Source organism: Anaerococcus rubeinfantis, from assembly GCF_001487145.1.
Taxonomy (GTDB): domain Bacteria; phylum Bacillota; class Clostridia; order Tissierellales; family Peptoniphilaceae; genus Anaerococcus; species Anaerococcus rubeinfantis.
The window spans coordinates 110,973-133,451 of record NZ_LN913016.1; the positions used below are offsets into that span (position 1 = coordinate 110,973).

Below are 22,479 nucleotides of genomic sequence, written 5' to 3' on the forward strand. Positions count from 1 at the left end.
TTTAATATGAAAGAAAAAATAGATCCTAATGAGCTTTCAGAAAAAGAAAAAATTAGACACATACTTGAAAGAAATGCTGCAATAAAAATTCTAAGAAAAGATAGGCAAAAAGACAAATTTGCCCACGAGCCCTTAAGTAATAGAAAGAAAATTTTTCTAATGAGTTTTGCCGCAATACTTATGGCAAATGGTACACATTTTTTCAAATATCCCAACCATTTTGTAATAGGTGGAGTAGAGGGGGCATCCATACTGCTTTCAAATAGCCTTCCTCTCTCTCCTGCCCTAATAACTTTAATTTTAAACGTGACTTTATTGGTTGTGGCATATTTTATTTTGGGAAAAAAATTTGTAATAAAAACAGGCTATGTATCCATACTAAATTCCTTGACGGCCCTTTTACTAAGTAAAATAATTCCCCATACAACTCCCTTTACAGATAATAAATTGTTAGAATTATTTTGCGCAGTTTTAATACCAGCTGTAGGCTCTTCAATTTTATTTAATTTATCCGCATCAAGCGGGGGCACAGATATAATTGCCATGATTATAAATAAATACACAAATTTAAATATAGGAAAATCACTTTTGATAGGAGATTCCATTTTGACCCTATTGTCAATAAAAATTTTTGGAGTAGAAATAGGACTCCTATCATGTCTTGGGCTTTTGATGAAAGGACTTGTAGTAAATGAATTTATAAAATCATTTAATACTGCCAAACTATTTTTAATAATAACATCAAAGCAAGAAGAAATAAGTGTATTTATTAGGGACAAATTAAATAGGTCGGCAACTGTATTAGAAGGAACAGGCCTATATTACAAAAAAGACCAATCAGTATTTTTATGTGTAACAAATGATTACGAGGCGGTTTTATTTAGAAAATATATAAAAGAAATAGATCCCCGTTGCTTTATAACAGTTCTAGACACTTCATCAATAATAGGCAAGGGATTTTATACAACAGATCTTCAATAGAAAGGGAAAACTATGAATATATTAGTTTCTTGTGATGAAAATTATATAAATCCTTTAAAAACTATGCTATATTCATTATTCAAAAGTAATGATACAAATTTTGAAGTTTATTTGATTTATAAGGATATAAGAGATGAAAAAATAGAAGAAATTAAAAAATTTGTAAAAAAAGCAAGCTTGGATAAGGCAAAATTAAATCCGATAAAAGTTAAAAATCTTTTTTCAAATGCAAAAACAACTTTCTATTATACAGAAGAGATGTATTATAGGCTTCTTGCATATAAATATTTGCCAGAAAATTTAGATAAAATTTTATATTTAGATCCTGATATCTTAGTTTTGAATTCGTGCGAAAAGCTTTATAATATGGATTTAAAAGAGAATTATTTTGCAGCAGCAACCCATACTATTCCAACGGTTCAATCTGCAAATGTAGCCAGATTATCTATTTCAAGTGGATTAAAAGATATAGACAATTATTTTAATTCTGGAATTTTGATGATAAACTTAAAGCTAGCAAGAAATAGTAAAATTTATGAAAAAGAAGTTTTAAATTATGTAAAAAACACCAAATCTTTGGGGCTAATAATGCCAGATCAAGACCTTTTGAATGTTGTTTTTAGAAATAAAATAATAAAAATTGACGAGATAAAGTATAATTATGATGCAAGAAGATATTTGGCTTATAAATTAAAAGATAAAAAGTATAATTTATCCTATATAATTTCCAACACTTGCTTTTTGCATTTTTGTGGAAAAAGAAAACCTTGGTTAGATGAAAATAATCTCGGTGTGTTCACATCGCTTTATCTATATTTTTGGGAAAAAGCAATGAATATATAAAAAAGGGGCTGTTGCAAAACTATGAATGATTTATTCATTATGCAACAGTCCTTTTTTAAGTTAAAAATAATTTTAAATGGTACATCAAGTAGGCTATTATTAATATTTCTATAAATTTTGCAACTACCATTATTTTAATGTATTCTTTAAATTTGATTTTTCTAAAACCTGCAACCATGGATAAGGCATTATCAGGAGCAAATGGAGTTGCACTTGTTATAAATAAAATTTTTTTAAATTTTTTACTACTTTGTCTTTTTGCACTTTCAAATTTTTTGAGATTCTTTTTTGGAATAAAAATATTTAAAAATCTTTTTCCATAAATTCTGGTTAAAGTATAATTTATTACCGCTGTCATAAGGCCAGTAATATAATTTAAAAACAAACCAAACTTTTGTCCAAATAGGGCAAAACCAATTATTATAAAAATAGTTGTTGGAATAAATGGAACAAATCCGATCATTACCTTCATTATTATAAAAATTAAAGGAGCAAGGTATGTGAAAGCTCCAATATAATCATATAATTTGTCGGAATCTGTGAGAATTCCAAGTTTATACAATTTATAAAGAAAACTTAAAAATAAAATCGAAAGTCCAAGGCTTATTAATATTTTAATTTCTTTACTATATTTTTTAAAAAAATATTTCATAATTAGTTTTTAATACGGACTTAGAAAAAAGAGAGGCCAAGGCCTCCCTTTTAAAAAATCTTATTCTTGTTCTTCGAACATATCTTTACCTACTCCACAAACTGGGCAAACCCAATCTTCTGGAAGATCGTTGAATTCTGTTCCTGCGTCGATTCCGTTATCTGGATCTCCTTTTGCAGGATCATAGATATATCCACAAGCTGTACATACGTATTTCATAATATTCTCCTTTCATTTGTTATATTTACATTATACTACAAAATAAAAAAAATCAATAATTTAAGAAATTGTACAAAATTTGACAAATTTTTTAAAATTGCTAGATACTTAATTCTTATTTGGGTATATATTTAGTATCAAGAGAAGAGGGATAAGATGGAGCTTATTAGAAACACAATGCCGACTGACCTAAAAATGATAAAAAAATTTAGGGACGGACTTGTTTTAAATTTAAAAAATAAAAATATAGACGAAAATTTAATTTTTAAAATAAGATTAATTTTGGATGAACTTATAATAAATTCCTACGAACATGGAAATAGGTGTCAGTATGATAAAATTATTGATACAACTTTTATGATGGATGATGAATTCTGCCTAATAAAAGTTAAAGATGATGGAGATGGCATTGATTATCTTTTTGAAAATGACGGACTTCACGATCATGGCAGGGGAATCAAACTTGTTTATAGCCTAGCAGACGAGCTAATTATTAAAGATAATATCATAATTGCTTTTTTAAAAAGAGATTCCAAGAGAAAATTATATATATAATACTTGGTAAGTTTATTTTATCAAGTATTTTTTTTGTTATTTATTGATAATCTTATCACATATGATATAATAAATTGATGAATAAATAGTTTAATTTAGTTAAGAAAGAAGTGATTTGATGAAACGTGAAGATATAAGAAATGTAGCGATAATTGCCCATGTTGACCATGGTAAAACAACCTTGGTTGATGGACTTTTAAAAACTAGCGGAATTTTTAGAGAAAACCAACAAGTTGACGAAAGAGTTATGGATTCAAATTCTATTGAAAAGGAAAGAGGAATTACAATTCTTTCAAAAAATACCGCAATTAATTACAAAGGAACAAAAATAAATATAATTGACACTCCAGGCCACGCCGATTTTGGTGGAGAGGTTGAGAGAGTTTTAAATATGGCTGAAGCTGTAGTTTTAGTTGTAGATAGTCGTGAAGGCCCAATGCCTCAAACAAAATTTGTTTTGAGAAAGGCAATTGATTTAAATTTACCTGCAATTATTTGTATAAATAAAGTTGATAGACCTGACCAAAGAGTTGAAGAGGTAATGGATGAAGTACTAGATTTATTTATTTCTCTTGAAGCTGACGAATCATATCTTGATTCACCATTTGTTTTTGCTTCAGCCAAAGAAGGCTGGGCAAGTCTAGAATTTGGTGAAGAAAAAAAAGATATGACAGATCTTTTGGATACAATAATTGATTACACTCCAGCTTTTGAAGCAGACCCTAAGGCTCCCTTTAAAGTTTTGGTTTCAACAACAGATTATGACAATTATCTTGGAAGAATTGCAATCGGAAAAGTTGAAAGTGGACAAATAAATAAAAATGATTCTTGCATAATTGTAAATTACAATGATAAAGATAGAAAAGTAAAATCAAAAATTGTTACAATTTATGAATTTGAGGGTCTTCAAAGAAGTGAAGTAGAAAAAGCAGATTTTGGTTCAATTGTAGCCTTATCAGGAATGGAAGATATAAATATAGGAGATACAATTTGTACAGAAGATGATATGGATCCAATAGAATTTACAAAAATTTCTGAGCCAACACTTTCAATGACCTTTTCAGTAAATAATTCACCCTTTGCAGGACGTGATGGAGATTATGTAACAAGTAGACATATTAGAGATAGGTTATTTAAAGAAAAAGAAACAGACGTTTCTTTAAGAGTTGAACCAACTGACTCAACAGAATCTTTCAAGGTTTCAGGAAGAGGAGAGCTTCATCTTTCAGTTTTGATAGAAAATTTAAGAAGAGAAGGCTACGAATTCCAAGTTTCAAAACCTGAAGTTATGTTTAAAAAGGATGAAAATGGTAAAAAATTAGAACCAATTGAGCTTGCAACAATTGATGTTGACCAAGAATATACAGGGGCAATAATTGAAAAATTGGGTCTTCGTAAGGGAGAGCTAATAGATATGGCTCCAAATTCATCAGGCTATACAAGAATGGTTTTTAAAATTCCTGCAAGAGGACTTATAGGTTACAGGCAAGAATTTTTGACAGATACAAAAGGAACAGGAGTTTTAAATACGGAATTTGATTCATATGAAAGATATAGGGGAGATATTGCAAAAAGACAAGCAGGTTCACTTATTTCTTTTGAAACAGGAGTTGCTACAACTTATGGACTTCATGCAGCCCAATCAAGAGGACAACTTTTTGTAAAACCACAAGATGAAGTTTACGAAGGTGAAGTTATAGGATCAAATGCTAAGGGAATAGACATTGACGTAAATGTTTGTAAAAAGAAAAAACAAACCAACGTCAGAGCATCAGCAGCCGACGAAGCTCTTGTACTTTCTCCTGCAAAAATTATGAGTGTAGAAGAGATGATGGAATTTGTGGAAGAAGATGAATTAATAGAAATCACTCCACATAATTTAAGAATTAGAAAAAGAATCTTAGATAATAATTTAAGATATAAATCTAAAAAAATAACAAATAAGGTGGAAAAATGAAAAAGAGATTTGAAAGATTTCTTTCAACCTCTCTGCTTTTATCTGTATTAGTAGTTTTTATAACTAATTTAATGCTAATTCTTACAAAAATTAACCCACAAATAGTAAATGATATTTGGAATATTTCCTTTATCATTTCCTGGGTTATAATGTTGATATATCCTCTTTATATATTAATGGAAAAACAAACAAGAGGATATTCAATTTTTGTAGCAATACTTAGCATAATAGGATTTGCTGTATTAAGTTATCACGCTCTACTTGTGGCAAGTACTTATATACCACTAATTCCAAAATTTATAGCAGTAGATGAAAGAATATCAAGTTATTGGCAAGAACTATTTTATAGTGGACTAATAATCGTTTATATTGCTCATTTATTAAATGTAATACTTTTAAATAGATTAAAGTCTAAAGAAATAAAAAATGACTAAGGGAGGTTGTTATGAAAAAAGGATCAAACGTTTCTTTATCAGTTATAAAAAGGTTACCAAAATATTATAGGTACCTAGAAGCTATTAATGAAAAAGGCATTGTAAGAGTTTCATCAAAAGAACTTTCACAAATTACAGGTTTAACTGCAAGTCAAATTAGACAAGATTTAAACCATTATGGTTGCTTTGGCCAACAAGGCTATGGATATAATGTAAAAGAATTGATGCAAGAGCTTGCAAAAATTATTGGTGTAAACAAAGAATATTCTATGGTAATAATCGGATACGGAAATATAGGCCATGCTCTTTTCCAATACACAGGATTTAAAACTTTAGACTACAATGTAAAAGCAATTTTTGATAAAAACAACGAAGAAGTTTCAACAGATCAAATTAAAGTTTTATCAGTAGATGAATTAAAAGAATATTTGGAAAAAAATAAAATAGATATAGGAATTATCACAACACCAAAAGAAGGAGCCCAAGAAGTTTGTGATATTCTTTGTGAAGGAGGAATAAAAGGAATTTGGAATTTTGCACCAGTTGATTTAAAAACAAAAAATAATGTGGTAATAGAAAATGTTCACCTAGATGAATCATTATTTACCCTAACATATTTTATCAACACACCAGAAGATTTCATTTTCTAAAAAAATTATGATTGTAGCTTCAGTATCAAATTTAACAAAATCCTATCCGACCCAAGACGTATTTTCAAATTTATCTTTTACTATAAATAAGGGAGATAAAATTGGCCTAATAGGAAATAATGGTTCTGGAAAGTCTACATTATTTAATATATTGACAGGAGAAATTTCAAAAGATTTTGGAAATATACATATACCAAACGATGTAAGCCTTGGTTATTTGAAACAACAATTAGGACTTATGTCTAACAAAAGTATATACGATTATTGTTTGGAAGTTTTTAAAGATCTAATAAGACTTGAAAAAGATTTAAGAGATCTTGAAATAAAAATGAGCGAGGAAAAAAATCCTGACAAGCTCGATGATATAATGGCAGAATATGCAAGAAAAAGCGAAGAATTTGAAAAACAAAACGGCTACTCCTATAAATCAGAAATAAGAGGGGTTTTGATTGGGATGGGATTTAGTGAAGAAGATTTTTCAAAAGAAATTTCGCTTTTATCAGGAGGACAAAAGGCAAGGGTTGAACTTGCCTGTCTTTTATTGGAAAAACCTGACCTTATTTTGTTAGATGAGCCGACAAACCACTTGGACATAAAGGCTATTAATTTTTTGGAAAATTTTGTAAAAAATTTTAATGGATCGGTTATTGTTATAAGCCACGATAGGTATTTTTTGGATGCGACAGTTTCAAAAATATTTCTCTTAGAAAATGGTGGATTAAAAATTTATGATGGCGATTATACATCTTTTATGAAACAAAGAAAAAAAGATTTAAAAGTCCAAAACCACCTTTACAAGACCCAACAAAAAGAAATTAAAAGGCAAGAAGAAATAATTGATAGGTTAAAAAATCTTGGCGGCTCAAAAAGAAAAAGAGGAATTTCTCAATCAAGATCAAGACAAAAACTTTTGGATAAGATGGAAAGGGTTGAAAAACCTGACAATCTTAATGAGTCAATAAATATAAGATTTACTCCAAGAATTGTTTCGGGAGTTGATGTATTAAGTGTAGATAAACTCAAAAAATCCTATGATAAGGAAATTTTTGAAGATATTTCTTTTAATATTTATAGAAATGATAGGGTTGCGATAATTGGAGAAAATGGAGTAGGAAAAACTACTTTATTTAAAATTATTTTAAACCAAGAAAGAAAAGATGATGGAGAAATAAAATTAGGATCTAGCGTAAAAGTTGGATATTTTGACCAAGAACAAAAATCTCTTAATACAGAAAACACCTTGTTTGAAGAAATAAGAGAAGCTTATCCTGATCTTACAAATTATGAAATAAGGTCTTATCTTGCAAAAATCATGTTTTACCAAGATGAGGTTGATAAGCCTATAAGTGAATTGTCCGGGGGTCAAAGAGCAAGAATTTCTTTATTAAAACTTATGCTTTCAGATTGTAATTTTATTTTGATGGATGAACCAACAAACCATCTTGATATAGATTCAAAAGAAGCCTTGGAAGATGCCCTAATAGCTTATGAGGGAACAGTTCTTGTAATAAGCCACGACAGGTATTTTCTAAATAAAATAGCAGTAAAAATTCTTGATATGCACAAGGAGTATATGAAAGAATATTTGGGTAATTATGATTATTATGTAGAAAAATTAAAAGAAGAGTTGATGGAAGATGAAAAGAAACCAGAAATGACTCAAACCCAAATTAAAAAAGAAGAGAAAAAGAAAAAATTAAAAAGGCTTGAAATTAAAAAAATAAAAGAAAAATTAGAAAAATTAGAAAAAGAAGTAAATTCTATCGATGCAAAAATCCACCATCTCACAGAAGAAAGCCTCAAAGAAGGTTTTTACGATAATCAAGAAAAAGTTATTGAAACTTTTGCTAGAATAAAAAATCTTGAAGATAAAAAGCAAAGACATCAAGATAAGTGGTTAGAATTATCTTTGGAATTGGAAGAAAATTAAAAAAAATTTGTTTCAAATAAAAAAGCAAGGGTAAACTAATAGTAAGGAGGCCTTATGGGAGGATTTAAAAAATTTTTGTGGTCACTTATGACCATAGTGTTAATAATCATTGCCGCAATTTTAGGAACTGTCGCTCTTGTTGACGATGGAATTAGGCATGATTTATTATCATATTTAGAAATTCAAAACTATAGATATGTGCTTCTAGGCGTTGCCATTGCTGTTTTAATTTTTGCAATTATTCTTTTAATAGATATTATCGCAAATCAAAATGATAAGCGTGAGTATTTAGTAGAAGATAATAATGGGGATATTTTTATAACTAGAAATTCTTTAGATGCAGCTGTCAATTCTTCAGTAAAAAAATTTGCTGGGGCTGAGCTTACAGATTCAAAAGTTAAAATAATTAAAGGCGAAACCGTTGAAGCAAATATAAAATGCGATATTTTTGGAGAAAGAGACTTTGAAGACTTGGGAAGAAAAATCCAAGCGGAAGTTGAAATGGGACTAAAAATGCTTACAGGCATTGAAAATGTAAATGCTCATGTTCAGCTAAACAAGGCAGAAAAATCTCAAGAAAGAGAAATTAGGTAGGTACAATTATGGAAAAAAATAAAGAAAATTTAGATCTTGAAAATAAAACTCAAGAAAAACAAGTATCCGCCTATGATGTAGAAATGAGAAAACTAGACATTAGAGAAAAGAAAGAAAAAGAATGCAAAGACTTTAAAGAAAAAAATAAACACAAAATAATTGCCCTAATTTTGGGAATTGTGACAATTGGTTCTTTATTTGATTATGGATTTTTTAGAACTTTAGGAATTTGGATAGTTTTAGGTTTTTGCTATTGTTTAGGTGGATGGTTTGACAAAGATCCTAAAGTAATGGGATTTGTAATTAACTTATTAAAAAAATTTCAATAAAAAAAAGATAGGGGAAAATTATGACAGAAAAAACATTTGACAAAGATTACGAAAAAGGAATCGAACAAGATCAAGAAATTGAACAAGAAGTCTCAAAGCTTACAATTGCTGATAAGGTTGTAGCAAAAATTTCAAGAATTGCAGTAAACAGAGTTGATGGAATTTTGGATATGAAAGCAAGCTTTTTTGATTCAGTTTCATCAGTTTTCCAATCATCAAGCGAACAAGATACATCTGGAGTTGATGTAGAGGTTGGACAAAAAGAAGCAAAAGTTAATATGCAAATTATTTTAGAATATGGAAAATCTGCTCCACAAATTTTTGAAAATATCAAAAAAGTTGTAAAAGAAAATGTAAAACAAATGACAGGTCTTGATGTTGTAACAGTAAATGTGGATGTAGTTGATGTTATGACAAGAGAAGAGTACAAAGCAAAAAAATCTGATAATGACGATAGAAAATAAGAAAATTTGAAGGGATTGGCTTTGCCAATCTCTTTTTTTAGAAAAATTTAGGAGAAATTATGGAAGCCTTACTAATTGGATATAAATCATGCTCAACTTGTAAAAAAACTGAGAAGTTTTTAAATGAAAAAAATATCTCATATAAATTTCAAGATGTAAAAGAAGAAAAACCAGAAAAAGATCAAATAAAAAATTTATATGATAAAAGTGGTTTGGATATAAAGAAATTTTTTAATACGTCTGGACAAATTTATAGGAAGTTAAATTTGAAAGATAAATTAAAAGATATGAATGAAGATGAAAAATTAGAATTACTAGCATCAGATGGCATGTTATTAAAAAGGCCAATACTAGTTTATGGTGATGATGTTGTAGTTGGCAGATTAAATATAGAAAAATATTTTGAAAAATAAGGCAGGAAATCCTGCCTTATTTATATGTGTTTTTGTTTTCATAAATTACTAGAATCATTCCCTTATCAAATTCAATTTTAAATTCTTTTCCAACTGGTTCGTTTGAAACGCCAAGATGCATATAATTTTTTAGGGTGAAATTTTTTAATTCGTATTTTAAATTTATTAGATTTAAATTTTCTATTTTTTCTGTCAGGGCAAAAAGGGAAATATAGGTATCTTTTATTTGTTTTTTTTCTACAAAATTTTTATCGATTAAAAATAGTCTTTGATTTTTATTTTTTAATTCTATGTCTATTCCTTTTTTCTTAAATTCTTCCATTATTTTTATATTTGCTATGGTGTGGGAAATTCTTCCTCCAAGTCCTCCATAGATTATTATTTTTTTGTATCCTTTTTTTATTGCGATTTTTATTGCTGCATAAAGGTCTGTTTCGTCTTTTTCTGGCTTTAGCTTAGTTTTGTTTTTAAAATCTGGCTCTTTTGATGAGTCAAAATCTCCGATTATTTCATTGGCTTTTAGACCGATTTTTTTTATATAAGTATAGCCCTTGTCAGCTCCAATTATATAATCTTCTTTTTTTATTTGATCAAAAAATCCATCAAATTCTCCGCCAGCAAATATATAGCATTTTTTCATAATCCACCTCAAGCTTATTATATCATTTATATAAATGGAAGATGAAAAATTTCTATGGTAGAATATAGGTAAATGAATAATAAGGAGTATTAAAATTTAATGAAAAAATTAGATGAAAAGAATTCACAATTATTAAAGGTTATTCTTATATCTATTTTAGTATTTTTTGCCTTTTGGTATATTGAAAGTGTAAAAAATGGCTTATCTGTATTTATAGCAGTAATTCAACCTTTTTTGATTGGGTTTATGTTGGCATTTATTATAAATTTGCCCATGAATTTCTTTGAAAGAAAAGTGTATTCTAAAATTTTTAAAACAGAAAAGACAAAAAAGTTAGTTCCGGTATTTTCGCTTATATCTTCTTGGATTTTATTTATCCTAGCTATAAGCATATTTTTAAATGTATTAATTCCAAGAATATCAAATGCCGTTACAACTCTTGTTGATAGGTTTCCAGAATTTTTAAATGATTTGGTAAGACTTTTAAACAAAAATAAAATAACAAAAAGATTTGCAGATGACGTTCAAGATTATATTTATAGTGTGAATTGGAACAAAAGTTTGGAGCAAATTAAAGATTATTTCCTTGGTGAGGCTGGAAATATTTTTGACAAGACAACTTCAATTATAAATTCGGTATCATCAACACTTGTTACAATTGTTGCTGCTACTATATTTTCTGTATTTGTTTTGATAAATAAAAAGGATATAAAGATTTTTTCAAATAGGATTATTTATTCTTTGTTTAAAAAAGAAAATGCTGATGAAATAAACAAGATTGCAAGCCTTTCATATTCATCATTTGCATCTTATATAAATTCAAAAGCCCTATCAAGTTTGATTCTTGGACTTTTGGTTTTTATTGGAATGTTAATTTTAAAAATTCCTTTTGCAGCTATGGCAGCAATTTTAGTTGCAATTGCAGATTTTATTCCATATGTTGGACCATTGATTGCAACGATTATTATGATGATTTTAATTTTTATAGAATCACCTTTCCAATCTTTGGTGTTTTTAATATTTTTATTAATTGCCCAACAAGTCCAAGGCTCAATTATCTATCCTGCCCTTGCGGGAAAAACAATAGGTCTTCCATCAATTTGGGTAATTGTATCAATTGCCATTGGAGGAAGTTTGTTTGGAATTGTTGGAATGCTTGTTTCAATTCCAATAGCTTCAATTTTGTATACCCTAATGAATGAAAAAATGGATAAAACTTTGGCAAAAAAAGAAATTTCTGAACAAGAGATAAAAGAACTAGCAGAAAAGGTTCATTACAAAAAGGATGAAAAATAGATGAAATTAAAAAGATCTAGAGTGGGCGAATTTGTTCCTGTAATAAAATATAAAAAAACTTATTACGGTGGCTATCAAAATGACCTAAAAGAAGTTGGGGTAAGTAAGTTTTATAGGGATAGGGCTTGTGTTGTTACAGCCTTTACCAATACTTATCTTTATCTTTATAGACCCTTTGAACAATTTAGCCTAGATCAATTTAATGATTACCAATATTGGTTTTTTAAAATTTTAAGACCAAAAATCTACGGAGTGCCAACGGCAAGAGTTTTGGATTTCAAATTAAATAAAATTAGATCTGCCTATCATTTGAAATTGAAATCTCATATTTTGGAAGATTTTCCCCTAAGAAGAAAATCCATGGATGAAGTTGCCGAATTTATTTTAGAAGCAATGAAGAAAGATTTACCTGTAATATTTTTTAATTGGATGAGTAAGTCAGTCGATCTTATGAAGCATCATGGAGTAACAATTACAGAAATCGAAAAATATAATGAGGATTATAAACTTACAATTTCATCTTGGGGGAAATTATATAAAATTTCATTAAAAAAATTTTTGAGGCAGAAAAGAACTTACACAGGCTTGATTTATTTTGAAAAAGATGATATATAATGATTTAATTGTAATAAAGAAAATAAATAAGATATTGAAACAAAATTAGAAAAGAAAAAGATTTATAGTAAAAAAGGAGAAAAACTATGAATAAAAACAAATTTATGGAAAACTACATTGAGAACCTGCAAAGAATAACCCTTAAAAGTTTCAATGAAACTTCTGATAAGGACAGATATTTTGCTCTTTGCGATACAATAATGGAGCTTATAAATCAAGAATGGAGAAATTGTAAAAATAGGACAAGAAGATCTAGAAAAGCCTACTATTTGTCAGCAGAATTTTTGGTAGGAAGATCTCTTGGAAATAACCTAATAAATCTTGGAATTTATGATGAGGTTAAGGAGATTTTAAATGAAATAGATATTGATTTTGAATCAATAGAAAATTTTGAAGATGATGCTGCTCTTGGAAATGGTGGTCTTGGTAGACTTGCTGCCTGTTTTATGGATTCAGCAGCAACTCAAAAACTAGATATGTATGGTTATGGAGTAAGATATAGGGAAGGACTTTTCAAACAAAAAATAGAAAATGGCTTTCAAGTCGAAGAGGGCGATCACTGGATAAAAGACGGAGATGGATGGTCAATAAGAGTTGAATCCGATTCAAAAATTGTAAAATTTAGGGACCAAACAGTAAAGGCAGTTCCTTACGATATGCCAATGCTTGGTTTTGAAAATGAGCAAGTAAATACCCTAAGACTTTGGCAAGCAGAGCCATTTGAAGAATTTGATTTTTCATATTTTAATAATTTTCAATATGATAAGGCTGTCGAAGAAAAAAATAGGGCGGAAGATATAACCAGAGTTTTATATCCAAATGATATGCAAAGAGAAGGAAGAGTTTTAAGATTAAAACAACAATATTTCTTCTGTTCAGCTTCAATTCAAGATATGGTTTCAAAATATAAGCTATATTTCGACCATGACCTTAAATTTGAAGATTTCCCAAAATATCATGTGATTCAATTAAACGATACCCATCCAATAATTGCAATTCCAGAGCTAATAAGAGTTTTGGTGGATGAAAATTCGATTGAATTTGAAAGGGCTGTAGAAATAACCAAAAAAACATTCGCCTTTACTAATCATACAGTTTTGCAAGAAGCACTAGAAACTTGGCCAAAAGATATAATGCTTGAAGTTTGTCCAAGATGTTTTGAAATAATAAAAAAATTAAATGAAAATTTGGTAAAAGAATTTAAAGAAAAAGGTCTTTCAGAAGAAGCTATTGACCCATATAGAATTATAAGATTTGACCAAATAAGAATGGCAAACCTTGCAATTCTTATGAGTAAGTCAGTAAACGGAGTTGCAAAACTTCACTCACAAATTCTAAAAGACGATACCTTTAAAGATTGGTATAAAATAATGCCAGAAAAATTCAACAATAAAACCAATGGAATTACACCAAGAAGATGGCTTGTATATTCAAACATTAGACTATCAAACTTCATTACAGAAAAACTTGGAAATGATGATTGGAAATATGATCTTACAAAATTAAAAGACTTAGAAAAATACCTCGATGATGAAAAAACTCTAGAAGAAATAAACCAAATAAAATTTGAAAATAAAAAAGATTTGGCAAAATATATTTTAGAAAATGAAGGTATAAACGTAGATCCAAATTCAATTTTTGATATTCAAGTAAAAAGAATTCACGAATACAAAAGACAACATTTAAATTTACTTCATATAATTAGCCTTTACCATAAATTAAAAGCTAATCCAGACATGGACTTTTATCCAACAACCTTTATACTTGGAGGAAAAGCAGCACCAGGATATTTTAGGGCAAAGGCAATAATAAAACTTGCAAACGAAATTGCAAGAGTTATAAATAACGATGAAGAAGTAAATGACAAGATAAAAGTAGTATTTGTAAACAATTACAGGGTAAGCTACGGCGAAAAACTCTTCCCAGCAGCAGATATTTCCGAGCAAATTTCAACAGCAGGAAAAGAAGCATCTGGAACAGGAAATATGAAATTTATGCTAAACGGAGCCTTGACCCTTGGAACATATGATGGAGCAAACATAGAAATTTTTGAAAACGCAGGAGTTGAAAATAATTATTTATTCGGAGCAAAAGTTGAAGAATTAAATGAAATTTATGATTCATATAATCCAAAAGAATTCTACCACACAAATGAAGCAATAAAAGATGCAGTAGATGCCTTAGTTTCAGGAGAATTAAAAGACAATGATTCCTATATGTTCTTAGATATTTATAACTCTCTTATAAATCCACAAGGTGGAGAAAAAGCCGACACATATTTTCTTTTAAAAGATTTTGAAGATTACAAAAAAACTCATGAAAAAATAAATAAAGAATATTCCGATAGACTTACATGGGCAAGAAAGAGTCTTAAAAATATAGCAAATGCAGGATTTTTCTCATCAGATAGAACTATTCTTGAATATGCAAAAGATATTTGGAAATTGTAGATAGAAAGAAATAAAAATGAACAAAGATTTAATAATTGGACTGATCATACCCTTTCTAGGCACAAGCCTAGGATCTGCTATGGTTTATTTAATGAAAAATGAATTATCAAATAAATTACAAAAATCCCTATCAGGATTTGCAGCAGGTGTAATGGTTGCAGCAAGTGTTTGGTCACTTTTAATTCCAGCCATGGAAATGGTAGAAGAAAAAATGGGGAAAGTTTCTTGGATTCCGGCTGTAGTTGGATTTGCAGTGGGAATAATATTTTTATTATTTTTAGATAATGTTATTCCCCACCAACACGTTGACAGCGATGTTGCAGAGGGACCAAAAAATGATTCCTTAAGAAAAACAACAATGATGGTTCTTGCAGTTGTAATTCACAATATTCCAGAAGGAATGGCAGTTGGAGTTACCTTTGCAGGAGTCTTATCAGGAAATACAGACCTAACAATGGCAGGAGCTATGGCGCTTTCTTTAGGAATTGCAATTCAAAATTTCCCAGAAGGAGCAATAATTTCTATGCCCTTAAAAGGGCAAGGAATTGGAAAAAATAAATCATTTATTATGGGAGTTTTATCAGGAGCAGTAGAGCCAGTAGCGGCAGTTTTGACAATAATCCTATCCCAAATAATGATTCCAATTTTGCCATATTTACTAAGCTTTGCAGCAGGAGCAATGTTTTACGTAGTAGTAGAAGAATTAATCCCAGAAGCAACAGGCGAAGGAGAAGACCACTCAAACCTAGGAGTAATTTGGTTTTCAGTAGGCTTTTCAGTAATGATGATTCTAGATGTGATGTTGGGCTAGAAATTGTACCAGTGGTACAATTTCTACCAACATCCCGCGGAGTAAGTACGAAGAATTAAAATTTAGTTTTAAAATAATAAAAAATCAAATTAAGTCTACTGCAACCAAGGAGTGTATGTTGGTCTAAAAAACAAATTCAAATTAAAAACAAAAAATAAAAATCAGCAAAAATACCAAGCCAAAAACTTGGTATTTTTTTATAAAAAAATTCTTCCCAAAATTTTAAATATAAAAACTTATAAAAAATTAAATTTCATTTAAGCCTTTCTTTTCTACAAAATTTTATAATAAAGTATATAATATATGTAGACTTAGGAGGTAGACATGTCATATTTAGATAATTTTATATCCTATCTATCATTGATTAGGATTACAGATATAATTGATATAACGCTCATTGCCTTTATTGCTTATAAATTGTTAAAACTTCTTAAAAACACCAGGGCTGAGCAAGTTATGAAAGGCTTTATTTTTGTTTTGATTTTTGCATCAATTGCAGATATTTTTAAATTAAATACTGTTTCATGGCTTATGAATCAATTTTTTACTGTTTCTTTGGTATTTATAATAGTAGTTTTTCAACCAGAATTAAGGTCTGCCTTGGAGAGAATTGGTAGGGGTAGAAGTTTTTTTGTAAATGATTCTTACAATAAAAATGATAGATCTATCGATGAAATTGTTTCAGCTATGAGTTCTTTGTCAAGGCAAAAAATTGGTGCCTTGGTCGTTATTGAAAGAGAAGTTGGCCTTAATGATATTATTGAAAGCGGAACTCTTTTAAGATCTGAAATTTCCAGTGAGCTTTTGATAAATATCTTTATTCCAAATACGCCTCTTCATGATGGAGCGGTAATAATTCGTGATGATTTGATTGAGGCAGCGGCTTGTTATTTGCCATTGACTACAAATAATACTATTTCAAAAGAGCTTGGAACTCGTCACAGGGCTGCTATTGGAATTAGTGAAAAAAGTGATTGTCTTGTGGTTGTTGTAAGTGAAGAAACTGGAACAATTTCAATTGTAAGTAATGGAACCATTAACAGGTATTTTGATGAAGAATCTTTAAAGGATAGGCTTATAAAAGAACTTAAAGAAAATGAAAATAAATTGAATCTTAAAAGGAGGGGTGAAGATGAACAATAAAAATGATAGAAAATTAGTTGCTTTATCAATTCTTGTTGCAGTTATCATGTGGGCTTTTGTAATGACTTCAACAAATCCTTCCCTTTCAAAAACTATTAGAAATGTTCCATTGACCATAAAAAATCAAGAGGATTTGCAAAAAGATGGGTATGCCTTGGTTGGAAGAGATCAAGTTTCAAGCGTAAATGTAAGAGTTGAAGGATCAAGATCGGATCTTGCATCTTTAACTGCTGATGATTTAATAGCAAGTGTTGATTTGGGAGTTCCAACTGAGGGAATAAAAACTTTAAATGTAAAAGTTGATGGACCTGCGGGAATAAAAATTGAAAAAACCACTCCTTCAAACCTTAATTTTAAAGTAGAAAAAATTGTAAAAAAAGACTTGCCAATAGAAATAAAGATTTCTGATAGATTAAAAGAATCAAAGATAATAAATGTAAGTGAACAAGATCCAAGAAAAATAACAGTTTCAGGTCTTAGAAACAATATTGATAAGGTTGATAAACTTATTATAAATATTAATAATGAGGAATACCTTGATGGGAAAATTCATGATATTGGAGTACGACCAGTTGATAAAAATGGTAAAACCGTAGAAAATGTAGATCTTTCCAAAAACGATGTGTCAATTGCCTTTGATGTTTTGCAAAGTAAGGAAGTAAAATTAGAAATTGACTATGGAAATCTTCCAAAAAACATGCAAGTAGAAGAAAGTAAAATTTCACCGGATAAGTTAATTATTAAGGGTGAGAAAAATATTTTAGATAAAATTGATACTATAAAAACCAAAAAAATTGACTTATCCAGCTTAAAAAACGATGAGTTTGAACAAAGCGTAGAACTAGATATTCCTGAAGCTGTAGAGCTAAATGATGCTGATTCTTTTGTAGATATTTATATAAAATTAGGAAAGAAAAATTAATGTCCTACGAAGATTTAGTAAAAAGGCTAGAAGATGAGGGATTTGAAACCTACCTTGTTGGAGGAGCCTTAAGAGATAAACTTTTAGAAAGAAAAATCCATGATATTGACCTAGCGACAAGGGCAAGACCTAGTGATATTATGAGGATTTTTTCTGATTTAAAACTAATTGATATTGGAAAAAAATTTGGAACTATTAAGGTAATTTATAAGTCCAAAGAATATGAAATCACAACTTTTAGGTCAGAGTCATCTTATAAAGATAAAAGACATCCGGGAGAAATTTCATTTTCAAATACAATTGAAGAAGATTTAAAAAGAAGAGATTTCACTATAAATGCTATGGCAGAAAGAAAGGGTCAAATTATAGACTTGTTTTCTGGAAAAAATGATTTGTCTCAAAAAATAATAAGAGCAGTTGGCAATCCTTACGAAAGAATAGAAGAAGACTATCTAAGGGCCCTAAGGGCAGTAAGGTTTGCCGCTGTTCTTGATTTTTCTATAGAAAAAAAATTAAAAGATGCCATTAAAAATAAGGCAGGTCATATTGAAGAAATTTCAAAAGAAAGAATTAGAGATGAGATTGATAAGATTTTACTTTCAGATAAGCCTTCAAGAGGGATTAGGCTTTTGGATGAATTAAATCTTTTGGCATATATTTTTCCAGAAGTAAATAAAATGAAAGGATTTGACCAACATTCTTCCCACCACAATTTAGATTTATTTGACCATAGTATGAAGGTTTTGGATTTAAGTCCAAAAAATTTAAAAACTAGGATGGCAGCTCTATTTCACGATACAGGAAAAGTTCAAAGTTTTTTTCTTGATGAAAAGGGTGAGGGAAGATTTTTTGGCCACCAAGATATATCAAAAGAAATTATTGAAAAAAGATTAAAAGAATTAAAATATTCAAAAAAATTTATAGAAAACACCTCTCTTCTAGTCCAAAGGCACATGGATAATACCAATACCTACACAAAAAAATCTGTAAGAAAGCTTTTGAGAAAAGTTGGAGATGAAAATATTTACGATTTATTTGACCTTCAAAGGGCAGATGTTTTATCAACAGTTCACGATAATACAGAAAATATTTCAAATGCAAAAATAATTTTAGAAGAAATTTTAAATTCAAATACGCCAAGAAAAAAAGATCAGATAGATTTTTCTGGCCATGATTTAATAAATTTGGGATTTAAAGAGGGCAAAGAGCTTGGTATAATTTTAAATGAAGTTTATAATTTGGTTATGGATGAAAAATTAGCAAATAAAAAAGATGAAATTAGCAAATATATTAAAAACAAATACAATAATCTTGATAGAAATTATTAGAAGTAGTATATTAAACTAATGAGTATATAGTGTTTTAGGAGGCAAAACGATGACAGAATTAAAATCACATGAAAATAATATAGCAAAATTTGACCTAATAGTAGCTGCTGAAGATTTCCAAAAAGCAGTAGATAATGTTTACAAAAAAAATAAGTCTAGATATAGGGTAGACGGATTTAGAAAAGGAAAAGTTCCAAAAAGAATAATTGAAAAAATGTATGGAGCTGAAGTATTTTATGACGAAGCAATCCAAGAAGTTTTCCCAGAACCTTATAACAAGGCTATTGAAGAATTAAATCTTGAAGTAATTGATCAACCTTCAGTTGATTTTGATGATATAGAAAAAGGAAAAGACGTTGTATTTAAGGTAGAAGTTGAAACAAAACCACATCCAACACTTGGAGATTATTCTGAACTTGAAGTTACAGAAATCCCAACAGAAGTTACAGATGAAGATGTAGAACACGAACTTAAACACCAACAAGAAGAAAATGCAAGAATTATCCCAGTTGAAGACGGCGAAGCTCAAGATGGAGATACAGTAAATATAGATTTTGATGGTTTTCTTGATGGAGAAAGATTTGAAGGCGGAAAAGCTGAAAATCACGATTTAGTTCTTGGATCAAAATCATTTGTAGGAGATTTTGAAAAACAAGTTGAAGGTCACAAAGTTGGAGATGAATTTGATGTTAATGTAACTTTCCCTGAAGATTATCAAGCAAAAGAATTCCAAGGAAAAGATGCAAAATTTGAAGTAGAAATCAATTCAATTTCAAGAAAAGAACTTCCAGAAATTGATGATGAATTTGCAAAAGATATTTCTGAATTTGAGACATTAGAAGAATTAAAAGAAGATACAAAGAAAAATCTTAAAGAAGATAAAGAAAAATTTGTAAAAAATCAAATTCAAAATGAAGCAATCAAAGCCCTAGTAGAAAAATCTGAAGTAAGTGCTCCAGATCCACTAGTAAATCAAGAAATTGATCTTGAAATGCAAAATCTTGACCAAAGATTACGTCAAATGGGAATTTCATTACAACAATATATTGAAATGACAAAAATGGACATGGCTGCTATCAGAGATCAATACAGACAAGTTGCTGAAGACAAAGTTAAGGCAAATCTTGTAATGGATGAAGTTGCTTTAAAAGAAAATGTTGAAGTAAGTGATGAAGAAATAGAAAACGAAATAAAAGATGCTGCTAAGCAATATGGAGTAGATGATTACGAAAAATTCAAAGAAATCTTCGAAAATAATGTTTCTAGAGATACAGTTATAGAAAATATCAAGAGAAGAAAAGCTGTAGAAATTCTAGAAAAAAATGTAAAATTAGTTCCTGCTAAAAAAGATTCAGAAGAAGCTAAAGAAGAAGAAAAAGAAGATTAGTAATCATAAACTCCAAAAAGATAAGGAGATTTTATGAACGCAAAAAACTTTTTAGTTCCTACAGTAATAGAGCAAACAAATAGGGGCGAGCGTGCTTATGATATTTACTCAAGATTATTAAAAGATAGGATTATTTTTCTAACAGGTCCTGTTGAAGATGGGGTAAGTGATATAATTATTGCTCAACTCTTATTTTTGGAAAGCCAAGATCCAAACAAGGATATTCAATTTTATATAAATTCACCAGGTGGAGTAGTTACAGCAGGTCTTGCTATCTATGACACAATGAATTATATAAAACCAGATGTATCTACAATTTGTATAGGACAAGCTGCATCTATGGGAGCAGTTTTACTTTCATCTGGAGCAAAGGGAAAGAGATTTTCTCTTCCAAATTCCAATATCCTAATCCACCAACCATCTGGTGGAGCCCAAGGTCAAGCAAGCGATATTCAAATCCAAGCTGAACAAATTTTAAAAATCAAAAAAAGATTAAATAAAATTTTGGCAGATAATACTGGCCAAAGTATCGAAAAAATTCAAAAAGATACAGATAGAGATTTTGCCATGGACGCTTATGAAGCAAAAGAATATGGCTTAATAGACAAGGTAATAGAATAAGTATGGGTAAAATGGAATTTGAAGAAAATAGATGTTCCTTTTGTGGAAAAAGTGCTGACGAAGTTGATAGGTTAATTGCAGGCCCAGATGCTTTCATTTGTAATGAATGTATCGAGCTTTGCGCATCAATTATTGAAAGAGAAGAATTGGTTGAACACAGCCACATGGATATTGACCTTGCCACACCAAGTGAGATTAAAGAATATTTGGACCAATATGTAATCCAACAAGATATGGCGAAAAAAACTTTATCAGTTTCAGTTTATAACCACTACAAAAGAATAAATTCAAATTATGATAATGACAGCGAAGTTGAGCTACAAAAATCAAATATTTTGATGCTAGGACCAACTGGTTCTGGAAAAACTCTTCTTGCCCAAACTCTTGCCAAAAAATTAAATGTTCCATTTGCAATTGCAGATGCTACAAGTTTGACCGAGGCAGGTTATGTTGGGGAAGATGTTGAAAATATTATTTTAAAATTAGTTCAAGCTGCCGATTATGATATTGAGCTTGCCCAAACAGGAATAATCTATATAGATGAAATAGATAAAATTACTAGAAAAAGTGAAAATCCTTCAATAACTCGTGATGTTAGTGGAGAAGGAGTTCAACAAGCACTTTTAAAATTAATTGAAGGAACTGTTGCAAATGTTCCTCCTCAAGGCGGAAGAAAACATCCAAGCCAAGAATATATCCAAGTTGATACAACAAATATTTTGTTTATTGTTGGCGGAGCCTTTGATGGAATTAAAGATATAATAAAACAAAGAACCAACAAAAAATCAATCGGTTTTGGTTCAGAAGATAGTGAAAATAAAGAAGTTTCTTTGGCAGATGTTACTACAGAAGATCTTTTGAAATATGGATTAATTCCAGAATTTATTGGAAGAGTTCCAATAGTTGTTTCACTCGAAGATTTGAATGTGGAAAGTCTTGTAAGAATTTTACAAGAGCCAAAAAATTCTCTATTAAAACAATATCAAAAATTATTTGAACTTGATGGAGTAAAATTAACTTTTGAAGATGAGGCAGTCAAAGAAATTGCAGAAAAAGCCTACAAGCAAGAAACAGGTGCGAGAGGACTTAGGACAATTTTAGAAGATTTGCTATTGGATGTAATGTTTGAGATTCCTTCAAAAGATCATATAAAAGAAGTTATTGTATCAAAAGGTGCTATAAAAGATAAGAAAAAATTAATATACAAATAAAAGGGGAGACTTAGTGCTCCCTTTTTATAACACA

The 22,479-nt window shown here is 29.4% G+C and carries 24 protein-coding genes; 21 read left to right on the top strand and 3 right to left on the bottom strand.

Going from position 1 to position 22,479, the window contains the following annotated elements; all coding sequences use genetic code 11:
- Positions 1–6 precede the first annotated feature (6 nt).
- A complete protein-coding gene (locus BN3265_RS01425) occupies positions 7–981 on the top strand; it encodes a YitT family protein (protein ID WP_058989794.1) in 975 nt (324 codons plus the stop codon).
- Between the two features lie 12 nt (positions 982–993).
- Positions 994–1,824 (top strand): glycosyltransferase family 8 protein, encoded by an 831-nt coding sequence (locus BN3265_RS01430; RefSeq protein ID WP_058989795.1) that lies wholly within the window; start codon positions 994–996, stop codon positions 1,822–1,824.
- A gap of 55 nt (positions 1,825–1,879) precedes the next feature.
- Here the strand turns inward: BN3265_RS01430 and BN3265_RS01435 are convergent, their stop codons facing one another.
- Complete coding sequence (locus tag BN3265_RS01435) at positions 1,880–2,476, bottom strand: VTT domain-containing protein (RefSeq protein ID WP_058989796.1); 597 nt, start codon at positions 2,474–2,476, stop codon at positions 1,880–1,882.
- A 60-nt stretch (positions 2,477–2,536) separates the two neighbouring features.
- On the bottom strand, positions 2,537–2,695 hold the full coding sequence (gene rd / locus BN3265_RS01440; protein WP_049690477.1) for a rubredoxin: 159 nt from the start codon (positions 2,693–2,695) through the stop codon (positions 2,537–2,539).
- 156 nt (positions 2,696–2,851) lie between these two features.
- Between rd and BN3265_RS01445 the strand changes: the two genes are divergently transcribed.
- The 9 genes from BN3265_RS01445 to BN3265_RS01485 all read left to right on the top strand — a co-directional run bounded on the left by BN3265_RS01445 (position 2,852) and on the right by BN3265_RS01485 (position 10,021).
- On the top strand, positions 2,852–3,250 hold the full coding sequence (locus tag BN3265_RS01445; RefSeq protein WP_058989797.1) for an ATP-binding protein: 399 nt from the start codon (positions 2,852–2,854) through the stop codon (positions 3,248–3,250).
- A gap of 118 nt (positions 3,251–3,368) precedes the next feature.
- The gene (gene typA, locus BN3265_RS01450; protein WP_058989798.1) at positions 3,369–5,207 is read left to right on the top strand and encodes a translational GTPase TypA; all 1,839 of its coding nucleotides are present in this window, start codon (positions 3,369–3,371) and stop codon (positions 5,205–5,207) included.
- Positions 5,204–5,641: a hypothetical protein gene (locus tag BN3265_RS01455; RefSeq protein WP_058989799.1), complete on the top strand. Its 438-nt coding sequence runs from the start codon at positions 5,204–5,206 to the stop codon at positions 5,639–5,641. Before typA ends, BN3265_RS01455 begins: the two co-directional genes overlap by 4 nt.
- A gap of 11 nt (positions 5,642–5,652) precedes the next feature.
- Positions 5,653–6,291, top strand: a complete 639-nt coding sequence (locus BN3265_RS01460) for a redox-sensing transcriptional repressor Rex (RefSeq protein ID WP_058989800.1) — start codon at positions 5,653–5,655, stop codon at positions 6,289–6,291.
- 7 nt (positions 6,292–6,298) lie between these two features.
- Entirely contained in the window at positions 6,299–8,221 is a 1,923-nt protein-coding gene (gene abc-f / locus BN3265_RS01465) for a ribosomal protection-like ABC-F family protein (protein ID WP_058989801.1), read from the top strand.
- 54 nt (positions 8,222–8,275) lie between these two features.
- Positions 8,276–8,815 carry an alkaline shock response membrane anchor protein AmaP gene (gene amaP / locus BN3265_RS01470; RefSeq protein WP_058989802.1) on the top strand — a complete coding sequence of 180 codons (540 nt, stop codon included), beginning with the start codon at positions 8,276–8,278 and terminating at the stop codon, positions 8,813–8,815.
- A gap of 8 nt (positions 8,816–8,823) precedes the next feature.
- The gene (locus BN3265_RS01475; protein WP_058989803.1) at positions 8,824–9,144 is read left to right on the top strand and encodes a DUF2273 domain-containing protein; all 321 of its coding nucleotides are present in this window, start codon (positions 8,824–8,826) and stop codon (positions 9,142–9,144) included.
- A 20-nt stretch (positions 9,145–9,164) separates the two neighbouring features.
- A complete protein-coding gene (locus tag BN3265_RS01480; RefSeq protein ID WP_058989804.1) occupies positions 9,165–9,608 on the top strand; it encodes an Asp23/Gls24 family envelope stress response protein in 444 nt (147 codons plus the stop codon).
- A gap of 59 nt (positions 9,609–9,667) precedes the next feature.
- Positions 9,668–10,021 (top strand): Spx/MgsR family RNA polymerase-binding regulatory protein, encoded by a 354-nt coding sequence (locus BN3265_RS01485; protein ID WP_058989805.1) that lies wholly within the window; start codon positions 9,668–9,670, stop codon positions 10,019–10,021.
- A 16-nt stretch (positions 10,022–10,037) separates the two neighbouring features.
- Here BN3265_RS01485 and BN3265_RS01490 read toward each other — a convergent pair whose 3' ends face one another.
- Positions 10,038–10,661, bottom strand: coding sequence for a thiamine diphosphokinase (locus tag BN3265_RS01490; RefSeq protein ID WP_058989806.1), 624 nt, complete (start codon positions 10,659–10,661; stop codon positions 10,038–10,040).
- A 99-nt stretch (positions 10,662–10,760) separates the two neighbouring features.
- Between BN3265_RS01490 and BN3265_RS01495 the strand changes: the two genes are divergently transcribed.
- The 10 genes from BN3265_RS01495 to clpX all read left to right on the top strand — a co-directional run bounded on the left by BN3265_RS01495 (position 10,761) and on the right by clpX (position 22,445).
- Entirely contained in the window at positions 10,761–11,957 is a 1,197-nt protein-coding gene (locus tag BN3265_RS01495) for an AI-2E family transporter (RefSeq protein ID WP_058989807.1), read from the top strand.
- Positions 11,958–12,572, top strand: a complete 615-nt coding sequence (locus BN3265_RS01500) for a hypothetical protein (RefSeq protein WP_058989808.1) — start codon at positions 11,958–11,960, stop codon at positions 12,570–12,572.
- A gap of 86 nt (positions 12,573–12,658) precedes the next feature.
- Complete coding sequence (locus BN3265_RS01505) at positions 12,659–15,022, top strand: glycogen/starch/alpha-glucan phosphorylase (RefSeq protein ID WP_058989809.1); 2,364 nt, start codon at positions 12,659–12,661, stop codon at positions 15,020–15,022.
- A gap of 16 nt (positions 15,023–15,038) precedes the next feature.
- On the top strand, positions 15,039–15,833 hold the full coding sequence (locus tag BN3265_RS01510; protein ID WP_058989810.1) for a ZIP family metal transporter: 795 nt from the start codon (positions 15,039–15,041) through the stop codon (positions 15,831–15,833).
- 324 nt (positions 15,834–16,157) lie between these two features.
- Positions 16,158–16,976: a diadenylate cyclase CdaA gene (gene cdaA, locus BN3265_RS01515; RefSeq protein ID WP_058989811.1), complete on the top strand. Its 819-nt coding sequence runs from the start codon at positions 16,158–16,160 to the stop codon at positions 16,974–16,976.
- Positions 16,966–17,898 (top strand): CdaR family protein, encoded by a 933-nt coding sequence (locus BN3265_RS01520; protein WP_058989812.1) that lies wholly within the window; start codon positions 16,966–16,968, stop codon positions 17,896–17,898. Before cdaA ends, BN3265_RS01520 begins: the two co-directional genes overlap by 11 nt.
- Complete coding sequence (locus tag BN3265_RS01525; protein ID WP_058989813.1) at positions 17,898–19,226, top strand: CCA tRNA nucleotidyltransferase; 1,329 nt, start codon at positions 17,898–17,900, stop codon at positions 19,224–19,226. The genes BN3265_RS01520 and BN3265_RS01525 overlap by 1 nt, the downstream gene beginning before the upstream one ends.
- A 49-nt stretch (positions 19,227–19,275) precedes the next feature.
- Positions 19,276–20,613 carry a trigger factor gene (gene tig, locus BN3265_RS01530; RefSeq protein ID WP_058989814.1) on the top strand — a complete coding sequence of 446 codons (1,338 nt, stop codon included), beginning with the start codon at positions 19,276–19,278 and terminating at the stop codon, positions 20,611–20,613.
- A gap of 33 nt (positions 20,614–20,646) precedes the next feature.
- Positions 20,647–21,234, top strand: a complete 588-nt coding sequence (gene clpP, locus BN3265_RS01535; protein ID WP_049690495.1) for an ATP-dependent Clp endopeptidase proteolytic subunit ClpP — start codon at positions 20,647–20,649, stop codon at positions 21,232–21,234.
- 2 nt (positions 21,235–21,236) lie between these two features.
- Positions 21,237–22,445 carry an ATP-dependent Clp protease ATP-binding subunit ClpX gene (clpX, locus tag BN3265_RS01540; RefSeq protein ID WP_058989815.1) on the top strand — a complete coding sequence of 403 codons (1,209 nt, stop codon included), beginning with the start codon at positions 21,237–21,239 and terminating at the stop codon, positions 22,443–22,445.
- Positions 22,446–22,479 lie beyond the last annotated feature (34 nt).

Bases quoted from the DNA above. Each gene is read 5' to 3' on its own strand.
- BN3265_RS01490 (WP_058989806.1), bottom strand. From the start codon at position 10,661: ATGAAAAAATGCTATATATTTGCTGGCGGAGAATTTGATGGATTTTTT.
- BN3265_RS01435 (WP_058989796.1), bottom strand. From the start codon at position 2,476: ATGAAATATTTTTTTAAAAAATATAGTAAAGAAATTAAAATATTAATA.
- BN3265_RS01430 (WP_058989795.1), top strand. From the start codon at position 994: ATGAATATATTAGTTTCTTGTGATGAAAATTATATAAATCCTTTAAAA.
- BN3265_RS01425 (WP_058989794.1), top strand. From the start codon at position 7: ATGAAAGAAAAAATAGATCCTAATGAGCTTTCAGAAAAAGAAAAAATT.
- BN3265_RS01455 (WP_058989799.1), top strand. From the start codon at position 5,204: ATGAAAAAGAGATTTGAAAGATTTCTTTCAACCTCTCTGCTTTTATCT.
- typA (WP_058989798.1), top strand. From the start codon at position 3,369: ATGAAACGTGAAGATATAAGAAATGTAGCGATAATTGCCCATGTTGAC.
- BN3265_RS01460 (WP_058989800.1), top strand. From the start codon at position 5,653: ATGAAAAAAGGATCAAACGTTTCTTTATCAGTTATAAAAAGGTTACCA.
- BN3265_RS01500 (WP_058989808.1), top strand. From the start codon at position 11,958: ATGAAATTAAAAAGATCTAGAGTGGGCGAATTTGTTCCTGTAATAAAA.
- clpX (WP_058989815.1), top strand. From the start codon at position 21,237: ATGGGTAAAATGGAATTTGAAGAAAATAGATGTTCCTTTTGTGGAAAA.
- BN3265_RS01475 (WP_058989803.1), top strand. From the start codon at position 8,824: ATGGAAAAAAATAAAGAAAATTTAGATCTTGAAAATAAAACTCAAGAA.
- BN3265_RS01510 (WP_058989810.1), top strand. From the start codon at position 15,039: ATGAACAAAGATTTAATAATTGGACTGATCATACCCTTTCTAGGCACA.
- abc-f (WP_058989801.1), top strand. From the start codon at position 6,299: ATGATTGTAGCTTCAGTATCAAATTTAACAAAATCCTATCCGACCCAA.
- BN3265_RS01445 (WP_058989797.1), top strand. From the start codon at position 2,852: ATGGAGCTTATTAGAAACACAATGCCGACTGACCTAAAAATGATAAAA.
- cdaA (WP_058989811.1), top strand. From the start codon at position 16,158: ATGTCATATTTAGATAATTTTATATCCTATCTATCATTGATTAGGATT.
- amaP (WP_058989802.1), top strand. From the start codon at position 8,276: ATGGGAGGATTTAAAAAATTTTTGTGGTCACTTATGACCATAGTGTTA.
- BN3265_RS01485 (WP_058989805.1), top strand. From the start codon at position 9,668: ATGGAAGCCTTACTAATTGGATATAAATCATGCTCAACTTGTAAAAAA.
- BN3265_RS01495 (WP_058989807.1), top strand. From the start codon at position 10,761: ATGAAAAAATTAGATGAAAAGAATTCACAATTATTAAAGGTTATTCTT.
- BN3265_RS01505 (WP_058989809.1), top strand. From the start codon at position 12,659: ATGAATAAAAACAAATTTATGGAAAACTACATTGAGAACCTGCAAAGA.
- BN3265_RS01520 (WP_058989812.1), top strand. From the start codon at position 16,966: ATGAACAATAAAAATGATAGAAAATTAGTTGCTTTATCAATTCTTGTT.
- BN3265_RS01480 (WP_058989804.1), top strand. From the start codon at position 9,165: ATGACAGAAAAAACATTTGACAAAGATTACGAAAAAGGAATCGAACAA.
- rd (WP_049690477.1), bottom strand. From the start codon at position 2,695: ATGAAATACGTATGTACAGCTTGTGGATATATCTATGATCCTGCAAAA.
- BN3265_RS01525 (WP_058989813.1), top strand. From the start codon at position 17,898: ATGTCCTACGAAGATTTAGTAAAAAGGCTAGAAGATGAGGGATTTGAA.
- tig (WP_058989814.1), top strand. From the start codon at position 19,276: ATGACAGAATTAAAATCACATGAAAATAATATAGCAAAATTTGACCTA.
- clpP (WP_049690495.1), top strand. From the start codon at position 20,647: ATGAACGCAAAAAACTTTTTAGTTCCTACAGTAATAGAGCAAACAAAT.